At 69.3% G+C, this 15,841-nt stretch carries 13 protein-coding genes and 1 pseudogene; 7 read left to right on the forward strand and 7 right to left on the reverse strand.

Annotated features, from left to right (window positions below; genetic code table 11):
* Positions 1–728: NsdA family TPR-like regulatory protein (locus AC27LF_RS11080; protein ID WP_479662366.1), on the forward strand; the 728-nt coding region annotated here is incomplete at its 5' end.
* A gap of 97 nt (positions 729–825) precedes the next feature.
* Here AC27LF_RS11080 and darG read toward each other — a convergent pair.
* The 5 genes and pseudogenes from darG to AC27LF_RS11105 form a co-directional block, all read right to left on the reverse strand.
* Positions 826–1,920, reverse strand: a complete 1,095-nt coding sequence (gene darG, locus AC27LF_RS11085) for a type II toxin-antitoxin system antitoxin DNA ADP-ribosyl glycohydrolase DarG (RefSeq protein ID WP_479662365.1) — start codon at positions 1,918–1,920, stop codon at positions 826–828.
* Between the two features lie 11 nt (positions 1,921–1,931).
* Positions 1,932–2,579 carry a type II toxin-antitoxin system toxin DNA ADP-ribosyl transferase DarT gene (gene darT / locus AC27LF_RS11090; RefSeq protein ID WP_479662364.1) on the reverse strand — a complete coding sequence of 216 codons (648 nt, stop codon included), beginning with the start codon at positions 2,577–2,579 and terminating at the stop codon, positions 1,932–1,934.
* Positions 2,580–3,260: 681 nt separating this feature from the next.
* Positions 3,261–3,661 (reverse strand): annotated as a pseudogene (locus tag AC27LF_RS11095) (DNA-binding protein).
* The gene (locus tag AC27LF_RS11100) at positions 3,658–3,906 is read right to left on the reverse strand and encodes a type II toxin-antitoxin system CcdA family antitoxin (protein ID WP_479662363.1); all 249 of its coding nucleotides are present in this window, start codon (positions 3,904–3,906) and stop codon (positions 3,658–3,660) included. The pseudogene AC27LF_RS11095 and the gene AC27LF_RS11100 overlap by 4 nt, the downstream one beginning before the upstream one ends.
* Positions 3,907–4,034: 128 nt before the next feature.
* Positions 4,035–4,346 (reverse strand): calcium-binding protein, encoded by a 312-nt coding sequence (locus AC27LF_RS11105; RefSeq protein ID WP_487231270.1) that lies wholly within the window; start codon positions 4,344–4,346, stop codon positions 4,035–4,037.
* A 264-nt stretch (positions 4,347–4,610) separates the two neighbouring features.
* On the opposite strand from AC27LF_RS11105, the gene AC27LF_RS11110 reads away from it, so the two are divergent.
* From AC27LF_RS11110 to AC27LF_RS11120, 3 genes are all read left to right on the forward strand, one after another.
* A complete protein-coding gene (locus tag AC27LF_RS11110) occupies positions 4,611–7,481 on the forward strand; it encodes a DEAD/DEAH box helicase (RefSeq protein WP_479662361.1) in 2,871 nt (956 codons plus the stop codon).
* Positions 7,478–8,734, forward strand: coding sequence for an SWIM zinc finger family protein (locus AC27LF_RS11115; RefSeq protein WP_479662360.1), 1,257 nt, complete (start codon positions 7,478–7,480; stop codon positions 8,732–8,734). The genes AC27LF_RS11110 and AC27LF_RS11115 overlap by 4 nt, the downstream gene beginning before the upstream one ends.
* 375 nt (positions 8,735–9,109) lie before the next feature.
* Positions 9,110–9,637 carry a hypothetical protein gene (locus tag AC27LF_RS11120; RefSeq protein ID WP_479662359.1) on the forward strand — a complete coding sequence of 176 codons (528 nt, stop codon included), beginning with the start codon at positions 9,110–9,112 and terminating at the stop codon, positions 9,635–9,637.
* A 366-nt stretch (positions 9,638–10,003) separates the two neighbouring features.
* Here AC27LF_RS11120 and AC27LF_RS11125 read toward each other — a convergent pair whose 3' ends face one another.
* On the reverse strand, positions 10,004–11,020 hold the full coding sequence (locus tag AC27LF_RS11125) for a DNA-directed RNA polymerase subunit alpha (protein WP_487227788.1): 1,017 nt from the start codon (positions 11,018–11,020) through the stop codon (positions 10,004–10,006).
* Between the two features lie 250 nt (positions 11,021–11,270).
* Here AC27LF_RS11125 and AC27LF_RS11130 point away from each other — a divergent pair, with 250 nt between their 5' ends.
* Positions 11,271–11,492 (forward strand): hypothetical protein, encoded by a 222-nt coding sequence (locus tag AC27LF_RS11130; RefSeq protein ID WP_404023897.1) that lies wholly within the window; start codon positions 11,271–11,273, stop codon positions 11,490–11,492.
* A 673-nt stretch (positions 11,493–12,165) separates the two neighbouring features.
* Positions 12,166–13,281, forward strand: a complete 1,116-nt coding sequence (locus AC27LF_RS11135; RefSeq protein WP_479662049.1) for a hypothetical protein — start codon at positions 12,166–12,168, stop codon at positions 13,279–13,281.
* A 107-nt stretch (positions 13,282–13,388) separates the two neighbouring features.
* Here the strand turns inward: AC27LF_RS11135 and AC27LF_RS11140 are convergent, their stop codons facing one another.
* Positions 13,389–14,528 (reverse strand): diaminopropionate ammonia-lyase, encoded by a 1,140-nt coding sequence (locus tag AC27LF_RS11140; protein ID WP_479662050.1) that lies wholly within the window; start codon positions 14,526–14,528, stop codon positions 13,389–13,391.
* A 694-nt stretch (positions 14,529–15,222) separates the two neighbouring features.
* On the opposite strand from AC27LF_RS11140, the gene AC27LF_RS11145 reads away from it, so the two are divergent.
* Positions 15,223–15,507, forward strand: coding sequence for a hypothetical protein (locus AC27LF_RS11145; protein WP_479662051.1), 285 nt, complete (start codon positions 15,223–15,225; stop codon positions 15,505–15,507).
* Positions 15,508–15,841: the final 334 nt, after the last annotated feature.

Genomic DNA, 15,841 nt, shown 5'->3' on the forward strand with positions numbered 1-15,841 from the left:
TCGGCTGCGTCGAGTACGACACGGGAGACCGCCACGCGGCCGAGTCGACGCGCCGCGCCGCTCTGTCGCTCGCGACGGAGGCAGACCACCCTGAGGTGGCGGGGTGGGCCCACGAGATGCGGGCGTGGTTCGCCCTCACGACCGGCGACTATCACGGTGTCATCGCAGCAGCACAGGCCGGATCGGAGGCGGCGCCGAACCATGGCGTTGCAGTGCAGCTCGCGGGCCAGGAAGCCAAGGCATGGGCGCGACTCGGAGACCGCCGACAGGTTGAGGTGGCACTGGACAAGGGACGCCGACTGCTTGAAGGGATGCCGCATCCCGAGAACCTGGACAACCACTTCGTGGTGGACCCCGCCAAGTTCGATTTCTACTCGATGGACTGCTACCGGCTGGTAGGAGAGGACCGGCTTGCTCGGACGCTCGCGGACGAGGTTCTACGCGCCGGAACGGACTTCGACGGCACCGAACGCTCACCCATGCGGAACGCCGAAGCGCGGGTAACGCTCGGAGTCACCGCAGCACGTGAGGGCGACCTCGAACAGGCCCTCATCCATGGCGAGCGAGCGCTACAGGGTGACCGGCAGTCCGTCCCTTCCCTCATCATGACCAGCCGGGAACTCGCGGCCGTCATGCGGCAGCGCTACGGCAAGGAACCGGCCGCACAGGACTATCTGAACAATCTCCAAGAGCTGGGATGGGAGAAGCCGGGATTCCCCCCGCCCTGAGCGGCGCAAACAAACAACGGGCGCGGCCTCCCAGTGAGGCCGCGCCCGTCTCGGTTTCCGCTCATAACCGGTCGTTCAGCACCGTTCGTTGCGCCGATCACATAGGTACGACGTCCCTGCGCTTTGACTGCAACCGCTGCCATGCCACGGCGATGTGCCGATCCGTGAAGATCTCTGCTTTGCGGCGGCTCCACTGCTGCAGAGAGGAAACGACCTCACTCTGTGGTGCATCTACGCCGAGTTCCTGCATGACCCAGTGTGTCGTAGAAAGCAGTTCAAGGCCATACGGAGAGGCGAATCCGTCGATTAGTTCTAGGACCTTATTGACAGCCTCTTTGAGGTCAGTGTCGTGATTCTCTTGCAACCAAGATTCTGCGGAACCCTGCGCCTCAGCCGTAAGTTTGATCGGGTGGAAGTCGAGTACACGCTGAGTTCGGTCGCCGTATCCCCGAACCAGGTGGCCCTCCATCCGCTGAAGTTGATGATTCAGGTTCTCGGCATACGGCCCGTATCGCGCCTTCTCGTAGTTGAGGCGCATCGGAACTCCAACGGCAGCCTGAAGTAGGTACATCAGTTTTTGCAGTTCGAGTAGCGAAGCCCCATCTGAAGCTTCAATACGTTCAGACTTCGCCTGCTCAACATAGCCATTTAGCAGCGAAATCACTGCCGCCCTGCCTCGCGTCATATTTGGCGCACTGGTACGCACTGGCATCGAAGCCGGTGCTGGAGCGCCCGTCGGAGGGAACAGCGCCACCTTAACGGAAGGTAGAGACTCAAAAGCTGCGTAAATAAGCGGGCGCACTTCACTCCAGTCGAGTCCACCGTTTCCGCACCCCAAGGCGGGTACAGCGATAGATTCGATGTTGTGCTTTTTCACTACGTCAACCAAGGCATTGAGGCCCGCCTGAATGTCTTCAATGCGCGACTTCCCTCGCCAGTGGCGCTTCGTAGGGAAATTAAGTACGTAGCGGCGGGGGCCAAGGTGGTGCGCGTCGTAGACGAAGATCTCACCGATCTTCACTTCACCTAGATCGCAGGCTCGCTTGTACTGCTTAAAGTTCTCAGGGAAGGCCTGCTTGACCTGGAGGGCAATCCCTTTCCCCATTACACCAACAGTATTAACGGTGTTGACGATGGCTTCCACGTCTGCCTCAAGCAAATTGCCCTGCGATTCCTGGATCACCGTCTTCACCCCTTCGCTCCCTAGTAGTACCACTGAGGATACACCATCGTTGAAATAGATGCACCATTTTCGGCGAGGCTATTTTGAACTTCAGACGCGCGACGCTCATTTTGTGTAACGATCGACGCTACGAGACCCACCGGGAAGAATCTGTGCACCAAATATTCAGCTTGACGCCGGCTTGCCCGGTTCGGGTCTTCAGGTATGTCGTTCCACCACTTCTGAGTCATCAGAGGCCAGTCGATCAGCTTTTCGCAAAGTTCGGCGTCGTCTGCATGGAAGTCCACAAAGGTGGCACCAGCGTTTCCCTCGCTGAATACGGCTGGGAGTCCCGCATTCCTAACGGCAGCCAAGCTGGACGTCAAGTAGATGACCGGCTCTTGCCCCTCGCGATAAGTCGGCACATTCCCGACGTGAATCGATCGAAGCATGGGGGAACGATAGCCAAAGTAGAAGGGTACATAGTCCGCTGGCGTGCCGCCGGGTCCGCAATCGACGGCCGTGGTACGGCGACGCTGCTTGATTCCCGCCATTCCGATATCAGTGTCGATGATCCCGTTCTGTACGGCGAAGTTGTCGCTAAACAGGCCGCCTCGTTGAAGAATGCCGCGTAGATTTCTAATATGCGTGATGTGGTAAATTGGCCTGTTTGGTACCGGGTTCTGCACTTCTGCGGCTCCTTTGGCCAACTGATCGCCATGGGGTACGCGCATTCTACTACGCAGGGTGTGCCTTAAGTCACAATTTGCGATCAAGGTCATTGAGGGGAGCAAGGGGCTGCACGTGGGCGGTCTCCCTGCCCCGCGCAGCGTCCTGCCCTCGGTTGCGCGGGCGGCCCTGGGCGCGAAACCTGTGCCTGACCTCGGTAGCTAACGTCAACCCAGCACGGTCCCTTGTCCTGGTCTTTGTCCAGTGCGCCGGCGGCCGCCACCGTTCACCGCCGTACGCGCACCCCCTCTGACCTGCCCCGCGAACCCCTACGAACGCCCCCGTACAGTTGGAAAGCGTGTTGGGGGCAACCCCTCACGAGTTCGAATCTCGTATCCTCCGCAGCCGCCTGAACAGGCGAAACGGAGAGTCGGACCGCTCGTTGCGGTCCGACTCTTCGCTATGCCCTGGTTGCAGTTTCGGTTGCCTTCATAGGCGATGTTCAGGGCATATCGCCAAGCAGGAAAGGCGCACACTCCCGTCCTTGCAGGGCGACCGGCGCAGACGGTGCGGAGCCACACCATCTGACGGGTACGTCGCGACGGTTACCGGCGGCCAGGACCCGCATGATGAGCTTGCGGTGACTCTGGTTCTCAGCGGATCCACGCGGATCCGCCCATGGTCCCGGGACGGTGTCCCGGTCACAGCCTGATCATCCGGACCCTGCTGCCGCACAGCCGGGTCATGTCATCGACATCCGATGTGAGGATGACGACCGGGCCAGGCTGCCGCAAGGCCGCTTCCGCGACGGTGGCGTCGATCGCGTACGTGTGTCCGTGCAGACCGGCGCCCTTGAGCAGTTGTGCCGCCGCCTTGGCCGCCGCCTCCGTGACCGGCTCCACTTGACCCGGGAGAGCGCCCATTGCAGTCGGGGCAGACGCACCCCGGCGTGGCTCACTTCCACGGTGGTGTTGGCGCTGACAACAAGGTCCGCTCCCATGTCGTGGAACACCTGGAACATCGCCAGAACCTTCCGGTCCTGCGACACCCAGGCCGACAGCCCCTCGCTGTCCAGGACGACGGTCTCGATGTGGCCGCTCACGCGGCGCTCGTGCCACCGGCGGCCTGCGTCGTACCGAAGATCCGCGCCCGCGCCTCGGCCAGCTCCTCCTCGCTGAAGGCCCCGTGCTCTTCTGTGTGGCTGCGCAGGTCGGCCCCCAGAAGCTGGTGCCGGACCTGTCTTGCGACCGCTTCGGCCACGTAGCCGGAGATGTTGTCCGTGATCTTCTTCAGCTCCGCCACCTGCTCGGTGGGGAGCGTCACCGTGATGCGTGTGGTGTCGGCCATAGCGGCAAGCATGCCGCGGTAGGCGCGCTACGTGCTCTCTGATTGCCGCAGTCGGTCCGGTCAGCGGCAGTCGAGGCGACTGTCCGTTCGAGCAGGGGCTCGGCTGGGCACTTGCCCTGCGCGCCGGTTCAGCGGGCCCAGTAGCGGTATGCGTCGATCCATTGCGAACCCTCGGGGGCGGGTTCCGGCAGCGGCAGGTCCAGGATTCCGATGTTCTGTCGGACCGACCCACGGACGCAGCGTGCGACCACGCGTCCGTCGTCGCTCAGGTCGACCCCGACCACGCGCACCTCGACGCCGAGAACAGTCGTGGTGAACGGCACGGCAAGGTTCTCCTCGATCTTCGTCAGGAAGCCGGTGAGCTGCTCATCCTGGCCGTAGGCGTCGACGATGGCCTCTTCGATCAACGCCTCCGGCGCGGCTGGTTCCCAGGTGCTCATGGCCTCACCGTAGCGCTGCACCATATGGTTGAGGGCCGGCGTGTTCGGCAGCGGCATGTCCGCCGTGGCGCCGTCGCCGGCAGTCAAGCCAGGGCCCGCGGTTGCCGGCGTATGACGTTGCCTGGTGGGGTGCGGTGGTGAGCGGGTCTGGGGAGAGTCCGGCAAGCGGCAGGGCGGAAGAGAGTGGCACGAGTCGTCGTACGGGAGCCGAGTACGGGCGCGAGGAGCACACCGCCGCTGGCCAGGCAGGAAGTATCCGCCTTCGTGAGGGAGTTGCTCGGCGCCGGCTGGGCGGCGGTGTTCCTGCCCGGTGAGCCCGCCCGCCTTGGGCGGCTGCTGCTGTGGCAGCCGGCCGGGGCAGCAGCCGGAGTCAGTACGCCGCCCACCGGCCTTGAGACCGAGGCGGTGGAGCTGGTCCTGCCGCACGGCCGCTCGGTCAGGCGGCGCAGGGTCGAGGGTTACGCGCTGCCTGTCGCCGTCGCTGTCTCCGCCCTGGTCCATGCGGAGCCGGCGCATCCCTCCGGCGCCGCCTGGCAGGCCGCCACTCGCTTCGCGCTGCGGCTGCTCGCCGACGGCCGCCTCCACCCGGCCATCACCCCCGCCGGTTACGACACCTGGCAGGTGGGTCCCTGCACCGCCGCCCAGCGCCAGACGCTGGACGCCCTGGCCGCCGCCTTTCCACCACACGCCCACTGCCTGCCCGAGCCAGGCCCCGCGCCGATGGGGGTCCCCCCTGTTCGAGCGCAGCCGAGAACTCGGGGGAGGATCGCCGAACCGGCCGCGCTGGTACGCCAGTTCTGCGACGCGGTCGCCGATGATCTGGTCCGTACGCCGGCCGCGCCGCTCGCCATGGGAGCGCTGCCGTACGTCTGGCGCGAGGCCCGCTCCGTGCCCGCCTTGCGTGAATGGGCCGAGGAAACCCAGGCGGCACTCACCGCCGAGGTCGGTGTCTCCCTGCGCGTCGACGTACCCGAAGGACGCCGACGACAGTTCCGGGCCGTCCTGCAACTGCACACCGCGGCGGACCCGGCGCTCGTCATCGAGGCCGCACGGCTGTGGAGCGAGCCGACCGAGGTGGAGCGGCTGCTCGGCCCGCGCGCCGAGACCGAGACGCTGCTCGCCCTGCGCCGCGGCGCCCGCTCCTGGCCCCCGCTGCGGAGGCTGCTCGACGATGCCGCTCCCGATCAGCTCCGGTTGACCGACGACGAAGCCTTCGATCTCCTCGGGGACGCCACAGACGCGCTGCGCGCGGCCGGTGTCGACGTGCACTGGCCGCGCGAACTGGTCAAGGCGCTCACCGCGACCGCGGAGATCGGGCAGCGCACCGCCCCCGGTTCCGCCGCGGGCGGGCTGCTGGACACCGAGGCCCTTCTCGACTTCCGCTGGCAGGTCTCCCTCGGCGGCGAGCCGCTCACCGAGGCCGAGATGGATGCCCTCGCGGAGTCACGCCGTCCCCTCGTCCGGCTTCGCGACCAGTGGGTGCTCGCCGACCCGAAGCTGGTGGCCCGCGCCAGGCGCCGCCGGATGGAACCGCTCACCCCCATGGAGGCGTTGAGCGCCGCGCTGACCGGCGAGGCCGAGCGAAGCGAGATGGGGGTCCCCCCGGCCGGAGGCTGGGGGAGGGACGGTGACCGGGTCCCCTGTGTGGCGGTCGGTGCGCTCGGCGACCTGGTCGCTCGTATCCGTGATCCCGAGTCCCGCACCCCCGTGCCCCAGCCCGCCGCCCTCAAGGCCACGTTGCGTGAGTACCAGAAGCGGGGCCTGGCCTGGCTGGCCGAGATGTGCGCACTCGGCCTCGGCGGCTGTCTCGCCGACGACATGGGCCTGGGCAAGACCATCACGTTGCTCGCTCTGCACCTGCACCGCCAGAGCGACCCCGCCACCGCGGGCCCCACCCTTGTGGTCTGCCCGGCCTCCCTGCTCGGCAACTGGCAGCGTGAGGCCGCCAGGTTCGCGCCGCTCACCCCCGTACGCCGTTACCACGGCGGCGACCGCCACCTCAAGGACCTGGCCGGTGACGAGATCGTCCTGGTCACCTACGGGGTGCTGCGCCGCGACCGCGACGTGCTCGCCGAGACGGCCTGGTCGCTGGTGGCCGCCGACGAGGCCCAGCACATCAAGAACCCCTACGCCGTCACCGCCCGCGAACTGCGCGCCCTGCCCGCCCGCGCCCGCGTCGCTCTCACCGGCACCCCGGTCGAGAACAACCTCTCGGAGCTGTGGGCACTGCTCGACTGGACCACCCCCGGGCTGCTCGGCACACTCGCCGCCTTCCGTGACCGGCATGCCCGCGCCATCGAGGCGGGCGAGGACCCCAGGGCAGCCGAGCGCCTGTCCCGTCTCGTACGTCCGTTCCTGCTGCGCCGCAAGAAGTCCGACCCCGGCATCGCGCCCGAACTGCCGCCCAAGACCGAGACCGACCACGTCGTCCCGCTGACGGCCGAGCAGACCGGCCTGTACGAGGCACAGGTCCGCGAGACCATGGCGAAGATCGCCGAGTCGGAAGGCATCGCCCGACGCGGTCTGGTACTCAAGCTGCTCACCGCTCTGAAGCAGATCTGCAACCATCCCGCCCAGTACCTGCGCCAGTCCACTCCCCTGCGGGGCCGCTCCGGCAAGCTCGACCTGCTCGACGAACTTCTCGACACCATCACCGCCGAAGGCGAATCCGTGCTGGTCTTCACGCAGTACAAACAGATGGCGGCGCTGCTGGAGAAGCATCTCGCCGAGCGCGGCGTCGCCGCTCTCTTCCTGCACGGTGCCACCCCCGTCGCGCGGCGCGAGGAGATGGTGGACCGCTTCCAGCGCGGTGAAGTGCCGGTGTTCCTGCTGTCGTTGAAGGCGGCGGGCACCGGACTCAACCTCACCCGCGCCAGCCACGTCGTGCACTACGACCGCTGGTGGAACCCGGCCGTCGAGGAGCAGGCCACCGACCGCGCCTACCGCATCGGCCAGGACAAACCCGTCCAGGTGCACAAGCTCCTCGCGGAGGGAACCGTGGAGGACAAGGTAGCCAAGCTGCTCGAAGCCAAGCGGGCCCTCGCCGACGCCGTCGTCGGCTCCGGCGAGGCAGCCCTGACCGAGCTGTCCGACGCCGACCTCGCCGAACTCGTCGCCCTGGGACGGCCGTCATGAGCCCCGCTGTCCCCGGCCCGCGCCGTGCGCCCGCCCGCGGCAAGCGAGCCTTCGCCTCGACCTGGTGGGGCCAGGCATGGGTGGCCGCCCTGGAGGACTCCACCCTGGACGCCGGACGGCTCGCGCGCGGACGCACCTACGCCCGCAACGGCATGGTCGGCCCGGTCACCGTCGCTCCGGGCACAGTCGATGCCGCTGTCCAGGGCAGCCGCCCGCGCCCGTACCGCTCCTCAGTCCACCTGCCCGTCCTCACCGACCCTCAGTGGGACACCCTGCTCGACACGATCGCGGCCCGCGCCGGACATCTCGCGGCACTGCTCGACGACGAGATGCCCGCCGAACTCGTGGACGACGCCCGGCACGCAGGCGTCCCGCTGCTCCCACTGCCCACCGAACTCGATCCGGAGTGCTCCTGCCCCGACTGGGGACACCCCTGCAAGCACGCCGCTGCGCTCTGCTATGCCATCGCCGCAACCATCGACACCGACCCATTCGTGCTCTTCGCGCTGCGCGGCCGTGGTCGTAAGGAGATCATCGCCCAGCTGCGCGCACTCCGTACGGCGGCACCGGACACCGCCGCCGCCCCATCTGCACCGGTCGGCATCCCGGCCGCCGCCGCGTACGCCCACTGGGCCGAAGAGCCCCCCGAACTGCCCGGACTGCCGGAACCCGCCGCCCACACCGCGGCGCTGCCCGTCGCCCCGCCGCCCGGCACCGGCCTGGCCGCCGCGGACCTGGAACGCCTCATGGCCGACGCCGCCGCGCGCGCCGCCCGGCTCCTCGCGGGCGACACCGCCGACCTGCACCTGACCCAGCACCAGGACGCCGTCCGCATCGCCGCGGGCGACCCCGGACCCGAGTGGTTCCACCACCTGATCCGGAACACCGGCACCAGACCCACCGCCTTCGCACGGCTCACCCGCGCATGGCGTCACGGCGGCCCCACGGGCATCATCGTCGCCGAACAGCCCCACACCCCTGATCCAACGGTGATGAAGGCCACCCGCACCGCCCTGGACGCGGCCCTCTCCGAGATGACTGACTCCCCCACACATCTCAGAGCCTGGCGCAACCGCCTCACCCTCACCGACCACGGCATCCAGCTGCGCCTGGGCCCCGACGCCCGCTGGTATCCCTACCTCCAGGACGACGACGGCGAATGGTGGCCCGTGGCACCAGCCGACAGTGACCCGGTCACCGCGCTCACCGCGGCCTGGTCGCAGAACGGGGGTGAGGAGGCGATTCCCCGCTGACCCGGAGCCACGAGCAGAAGCTGGACACACTCACGCTGCTCCCCTTCCGTGGTCACGGTTCTGGTTGCGTTCACCTGCGTACAGAGTCGGTACGGCCCGCTTCCGCGACGGGACGCGCCGAGGCTGTAGGAGCGGGGGGTTCGCGCAACCCGCAAGCTCTTCCGGGAGGGCCCCCGAAGGTGCGGAAAATCGTGTGGTCTGGGGCACAACCATCCGGTGGGTCCGGCTGTCTGACTTGATGACCGAAACGCGCGGACAGTGATCTTCACAGGGGTTCGTGGTGATTCGCGGTGATGTGCCGTGCCCTGTCTGCTGTCCGGCGGCAGTGAACGACACCCGTCGAGTCAGTCATCCAGAGCTAGGGGGAGCTTCCTCATGCGTGCTCGCAGAATCCTGGTCGTGGCGGCCGTGTCCGCCTGTGCCCTCCTTCCGGCGGCCTCCGCCGTGGCCGGCACCGGACCCGCCCCGTCACCGAACAAGCAGCACACGACCGCACGTTCGGCCGTCCCGTCCGAGGCCGGCAACCCGATGAGCGTCAAGGCCCAGGCCGCCGGCGTCTGCGCGGACGCCTACCAGGTCGGCACCACCGCATACATCGACCGAGGGGGCGCGCACGTCGCCTCCGTGAAGCAGTTCTACTCGCCGAACTGCAACCGCAACTACGGCTACCTGTGGGTGTGGCAGAGCTTCCGCGACAAGATCAAGGACTACGACGTCAGCACCGGCGTCTACAGCTACGCGCGCGACCAGGTCGTCGGCCAGGCCGCGTGGAAGGCCACGAACGCCCAGGAGTTCTGGTCCCTGCCGGCGGACACGGTGAACGAGTGCACCGCGGCCATCGGCAGCCTTCGCGCCCCCGGCGACCCGGTGGCGGGCCAGGCGGTCACGTCGAAGCGCTGCTGACCATCCTGCTGCTCCGCCCCGCCGGCCGGGCTCCGGCGGGGCGGAGCCGTCCTTCCGGGGTGGCGTGAGGCCCTGCTGTCGGCGTCAGCCCGCTCAGCCAGCGGCATTGGCGGCTCGGACGACCTCATCACGGATGTCGCCGGCTTCGGCGGCCGATGCCGGCCCGTAGAACGCGCCGACGACCGTGGCCGACTGCCGCCTGCGGCTGTGGCGAGGACGAGGGGCGGCTCGCCGGGGCGATGGCGGGCGCGGCGGTGCCGGGCACGGCCCCGGTCCGTGCTGATCCGGAGGACCGATCCCTGCGGCCCCTCGCACAGCCCCCTAGGAGGGGTCTCCGTGGGGGCTGTGGGTCTCGGGGTGCGGCGTTCAGTACTGTTCGGTTTCCGCGTAACCGGGGGTCGGGCTGTCGTCCGCGTCGAAGGCGGCGGCGGTCGGGTCGAATCCGGGCGGGCTGTCCTTCAGGGCCAGGCCCAGGCCGGCCAGCTTCGCCTTGACCTCGTCGATGGACTTCGCACCGAAGTTGCGGATGTCCAGCAGGTCGGCCTCGGAGCGTGCCAGGAGTTCGCCCACCGAGTGGACGCCTTCCCGCTTGAGGCAGTTGTAGGAGCGGACGGTCAGCTCCAGCTCCTCGATCGGCAGCGCGAGGTCCGCGGCCAGCGCGGCGTCCGTCGGGGACGGACCCATGTCGATGCCCTCGGCGTCGATGTTCAGCTCACGGGCCAGACCGAACAGCTCCACCAGCGTCTTGCCCGCCGACGCCATCGCGTCACGGGGACGCATGGCCTGCTTGGTCTCGACATCGACGACCAGCTTGTCGAAGTCGGTGCGCTGCTCGACACGCGTGGCCTCGACCTTGTACGTGACCTTGAGCACCGGCGAGTAGATCGAGTCGACCGGGACACGGCCGATCTCCTGGCCCACCTGCTTGTTCTGCACGGCGGAGACATAGCCGCGACCGCGCTCGACGGTCAGCTCCATCTCCAGCTTGCCCTTGCCGTTGAGCGTGGCCAGCACCAGGTCGGGGTTGTGCACCTCGACACCGGCCGGGGGCGCGATGTCGGCGGCGGTGACCAGACCCGGACCCTGCTTGCGCAGGTACATCACGACCGGCTCGTCGTGCTCCGAGGAGACGACCAGCTGCTTGATGTTGAGGATCAGGTCGGTGACGTCCTCCTTCACGCCCGGCACGGTGGTGAACTCGTGCAGGACACCGTCGATGCGGATGCTGGTGACAGCAGCGCCGGGGATCGACGACAGGAGAGTGCGACGGAGAGAGTTGCCGAGGGTGTAGCCGAAGCCCGGCTCCAGCGGCTCGATCACGAACCGGGAGCGGAACTCGTCGACGACCTCTTCGGTCAGTGAGGGACGCTGAGCGATCAGCACGAGGTATTGCCTCCAGTGTTCGGCACCCGCTATGTGACGCCGTAGATACCACGAAGAGTACGGGTGGTCCGGCCTTCTATGAGGCCGAACCGCCCGACCCCGCCCGGCCGCCGCCCGTCCGCCGACTGTTCGGCGACCGTCCGCCGACCGGTCGGCGGGGCCCGGCTCGCGCCGGAGCGGAGTGCGATCAGCCACCGCAACCCCTCGGAGTCGGCCACCGGCGCGGCGCGTAGGCGCATACTGGGGGGCGATGACAAAGCCTGCTGCACCGAAGCGTCATTTGCCCACCAGCCCCTTCAAACCCCCGGTCGCGCCGGCTCCCAAGCACTTCGCCGTGGGCGACCAGGTCACACACGACATGTACGGCCTCGGCCGGGTCATCGGCATCGAGGACGGAATCGCGGCGCTCGTGGATTTCGGCTCGGCGCAGATGCGGATCTTGAGCCCGTACGCCAAGATGACCAAGCTGTAGGACCGCTGTGCCCGGTCCGGCACGCCAGGCCCCTTCGGGGACCTGCAACGAAAGCGAGACCTCTCATCGAACTGACGTCGCTGTTCTCCGCCCTGGAAGGGCAGCCCCGCCGTACCGCGCCGGCATCGCCGCGCCCGACGACGAACCCTTTCCAAGCCCCGGACTTCGGGGAAGACGAGACCTTCGTGCTCCAGGAGGTGCAGGAGCCCGCCCCGGGGCCGCGTGCCGCGCGAGCCCAGGCAGCCTAGGTCCACGAGTGCGGTGGCTTCGGCAGCCGGCCTCGGCCGTCTCCGGTGCCTCACGAGAACGAGAAGCCGAGCCGCGATGGCGACTCGGCTTCTCGGCATTCCTCGACGTCCGCGATCGGTGCCGCCGGGCCGGCCCGGATCCAGGAGCGCCGCTCCCGAGAACTCCGCATGCGACGGCCACGGACTGGCCGCCGCACGGAACGGCTGAGCGACACCTCCGGCTGCGCGCCGCCGGCCTCGGAGCCGCGTAAGGAACCGTCGACGCGGTGGTGGCGATCGCGGGTTGGCCTGCGTCGGGGGCTCCTCCGGTGGGCCGGGGGCTACAACCATCCGGGTGCACCGGTGGTCTGGTCCCGTAGCCGAGCGGCCACACGCCGCAGTCGGCTGACGGCAGCCTTCCCTCCACCGCAAAGGAACGCTCACTGATGCTCGCACGGCACCTCACGCGCACCGCGGTCGCCTCCTTGGCTCTCGCCTCCGTCCTGTTCACGGCCGGCGGAGCCGGCGCGGCGACGCAGTCCGGCTGGGAGGTCTCCCTGTCCGGTACCAGCCCCGCCGAGTCCTTGATGTCCGTCTCCTCCGTCAGCGACGACCTCGCGTGGGCGGTCGGCAGAACGGGCGGCCAGGGCGTCATCATGCGCTGGGACGGCACGAAATGGAGCAAGGACACCGCTCCGGGGCTCCCCGCGGTCTGGCAGTGGTCGTCGGTCAGCGCCGTGGCCGCGGACGACGTCTGGGCCTACGGCACGGTGCAGCGGGACCAGGCGCTCGTGCACTACGACGGGCGGCGCTGGACCCGCGTGCCCACGGTGGGGCCCGCCGACGACTCCTGGCCCGAGGTGCCGATCGAGGCCGTACCCGGACGCCTCTTCAAGGGCGGCGACGCGCTCTACACCTACTCCGACGGCACATGGCAGACCTTCGCGCTGCCGGACCTGGTCGACATCCGGGACATCGACGCCCTCTCGGCGGACGACGCCTACGCCACCGGCATGCAGTACCCGGTGGACGGGGGCCACCCGGTGACGTACCACTGGGACGGCACCACCTGGACGCTGATGGCGGAGCCCCCCGTACGGACCGGTACGGACACCGCCAAGATCGCTGCCGTGGCACGGGACAGCGTGTACGTCGCCGGGTGGGCCGACGGGCCCGATGCCGATCCGCCGGTGCCGAGCGTCGCCCACTGGGACGGCACCGCGTGGAAGGACATCACCGGGGCGCTCGCCGATCTCTACCTGCACGCGATCGTCTCCGACGGCCGCGGCGGGCTGTGGGTCACCGGCAACGACCAGACCGAGCCGGCGCGCGCGGAGCCGGTGTTCTGGCACTTCGACGGCACCGCGTGGACGAAGGAGGCCGGAGCGCTCGCGCCCGACGGCGACACCAAGTGGCCCTCCTACACCTTCTACGACCTGGCACCGGCCGGCGGCACCGGCGGCGTCTGGGCCGTCGGGGACTACGCCACGCCCATGGACGCGCACGGCGACCGAGCGATCCACGGTCTGATCGAGCGCTCGGGGACGCCTTCCGATGCGTAAAGAGGCATAAAGAGGCGTAAGGGGGCACAAAGAGACGCATAAGGGCGTCGAGCGGCAGCTGACGGTTCTTGCGGGTCGTCCGGTCGCGGGGGCCGTCGGGCGGCGGGTCAGGATGCCGGAGGTACGGCGCCGGGGGCCGCCACCGCGTGCGGGTTCGCGGCCGGGCCCTCGGTGCTCAGCAGCACGAGCACGGAGGCCGCGTCGAGCGCCAGCGCGGTACGGCGTTCGGCGGCGCCCGCGCCGGTGAGCATCGTACGGACGCCGGCCAGCGCGGCCGCCCCGCAGGGGCCCGCCGAGAAGCCGAGGGCGGCCAGGCGGACGGCCGCGCGGGCGGTGTCCGCGTCGCAGACGGCGACCGCGGCGTCCAGCCCGTGGCGCAGGTGGGGCCAGGCGAGGCTGGACGGGGTGCCGCAGTTCAGGCCCGCCATGGTGGTCTCGCCGGTGGTGACGGTGACGGGTGCGCCGCGGGTCAGGCTCGCCAGGACACAGGCGGCGGACCGTGGCTCCACCGACAGCAGTGCGGGCGCCCGACCCGAGGGGCGGCTGCGGTAGTGGGTGACGACGGCCTGGGCCAGGGAGCCCACTCCCACCGGTACGGACACGAGGTCGGGGCCATCGGTGACCCCGGCGGCCCTCAGTTGCTCGTCCGTCTCGGCGCAGAGGGTGGCGTAGCCCTCGACGATCCAGCCCGGGATCCGTTCGTAGCCCGGCCAGGCGGTGTCCTGGATCAGCAGGGCGCGCGGCGCCGCTGCCGCCTCCGCCGCCAGCCGGACCGCCTCGTCGTACGGTCCGGGAACCCCGGTGACCTCCGCCTGCTCGGCGGCGATGGCCGCCACGGCCCGCGGGTGCACGTCCTGCGGTACGAAGACGTGGGCGCGGTGTCCGAGCCGGCGGGCCATGCGGGCCACCGCCCGGCCGTGGTTGCCGTCGGTGGCGGTGACCAGGGTGACCGGGCCGGGCTCCGCGCCGCTCGCGGCCCGTTCGGCGAGGGCGCGGTGGATCGCCCAGGACGCGCCGAGCGCCTTGAACGCGGGCAGGCCCAGACGGCAGGACTCGTCCTTGGCGAAGACCTGGCCCACGCCCAGCTCCGCCGCCAGGCCGGGGAGCGGGGTCAGGGGCGTGGGCGCGTAGTCGGCCAGGGCGGCGTGGAAGGCCCTGGCCGCGGTGGGCGCGGGCGCGCAGCGCCAGGCACGGGCCGCGGGCCGCACGAACCAGGACGGCGACGGGCGAGCGGGCTCCTCGAACACGGAACCAGACTCCGCCACGCCCCTGCGATCGGTCCAGCGTCCTGCTCCGCACCGGGACCGACGACAGCGGGGAGCAAACGTTGTCGGTTGGCTGCGGGTGCGTGGTGGTTGTTCGCGCCGTTCCCCGCGCCCCCCTTCCGGGGCGTGGTGTCGTCGGGCATGTGCGGGTGCGTTGGGGTTGTTCGCGCCGTTCCCCGCGCCCCTTCCGGGGGCGTGGTGTCCTCGGGCATGCGCGGGTGCGTTGGGGCTGGGCGCGCCGTTCCCCGCGCCCCTTCCGGGGCGTGGTGTCGTCGGACATGCGCGGGTGCATTGGGGCTGGGCGCGCCGTTCCCCGCGCCCCTTCCGGGGCGTGATGTCGTCGGGCATGTGCGGGTGCGTTGGGGCTGGGCGCGCCGTTCGCCGCGGCGGCGCGGGGGGTCATCGCTTCGTGGCGTCACGTTCTGTGTCGGGCTTCACCTCAACGGGTGAAGGGGGCGGGGTCGCCCCTTCCGGGCGGGATTGGGCTGCTCGCCGCTTTCCGGGCGGTGAACGGCCGCTTGGGAGCGGCTGGTACACGGGCCCGGTATCTCCGGGGTGCGGGGTGCTCGGGTGGTCCGTTCAGCCGATCCGGTGTTACCTGGAGCGAGGGGATACACCGGTATGAGTGAGGACTCACCGGGGCAAAGGAGGCCGAAATATGCGCAGGAAACCGGTCATGCGAACCTTGGCCGCCGCTCTCCTCGCAGGCGGTGCGATCGTCGGAACGGGAGTGGCCGCCAGTCCGGCCTCGGCAGCGGTCCCTACACACGGCGTCGCGTCGCTGTCGCACACCAGCCTGGTGACCGGCGGCGGATGCGGCTTCGGTGGCTTCAACCGCGGCTTCAACCGATTCTGCGGATTCGGCGGGTTCGGCGGCTACGGGTTCAGTCCGTACGGCTTCAGCCCGTACGGGTACGGGTACGGCTACGGCAACTCTCCCGTGGTGATCGTCGTACGGTGACCCGCTGACGGCGAGGGTGCCTCAGGCACCGACACAGCAGCGAGAAGGGAAGCGGAGGCTCCGGCCGGAACAGGCCGGAGCCTCCGCCGTGCTCCGGCGCCGCTCCAAGAGCACGGCACGGCGGCCCGGCACAGCGGCCCCGCGGGATTACGGACGGTCCGGAACAGGGCCCCGGAAGCGGAGATTCACGAACCTTTCACGGACGCGCGTTTCCGCTGTGCTAAGGAGGAGCCGTGCCTTGTTTTGGCCGGTCACAGTGCCGTATCCGTGATGCGGGAATTACGTCACAAGAACGAGATTGGCGTAAGGTAGCTGTCCTATTAACTGTCTGATT

It is taken from the genome of Streptomyces diversicolor, assembly GCF_057537855.1.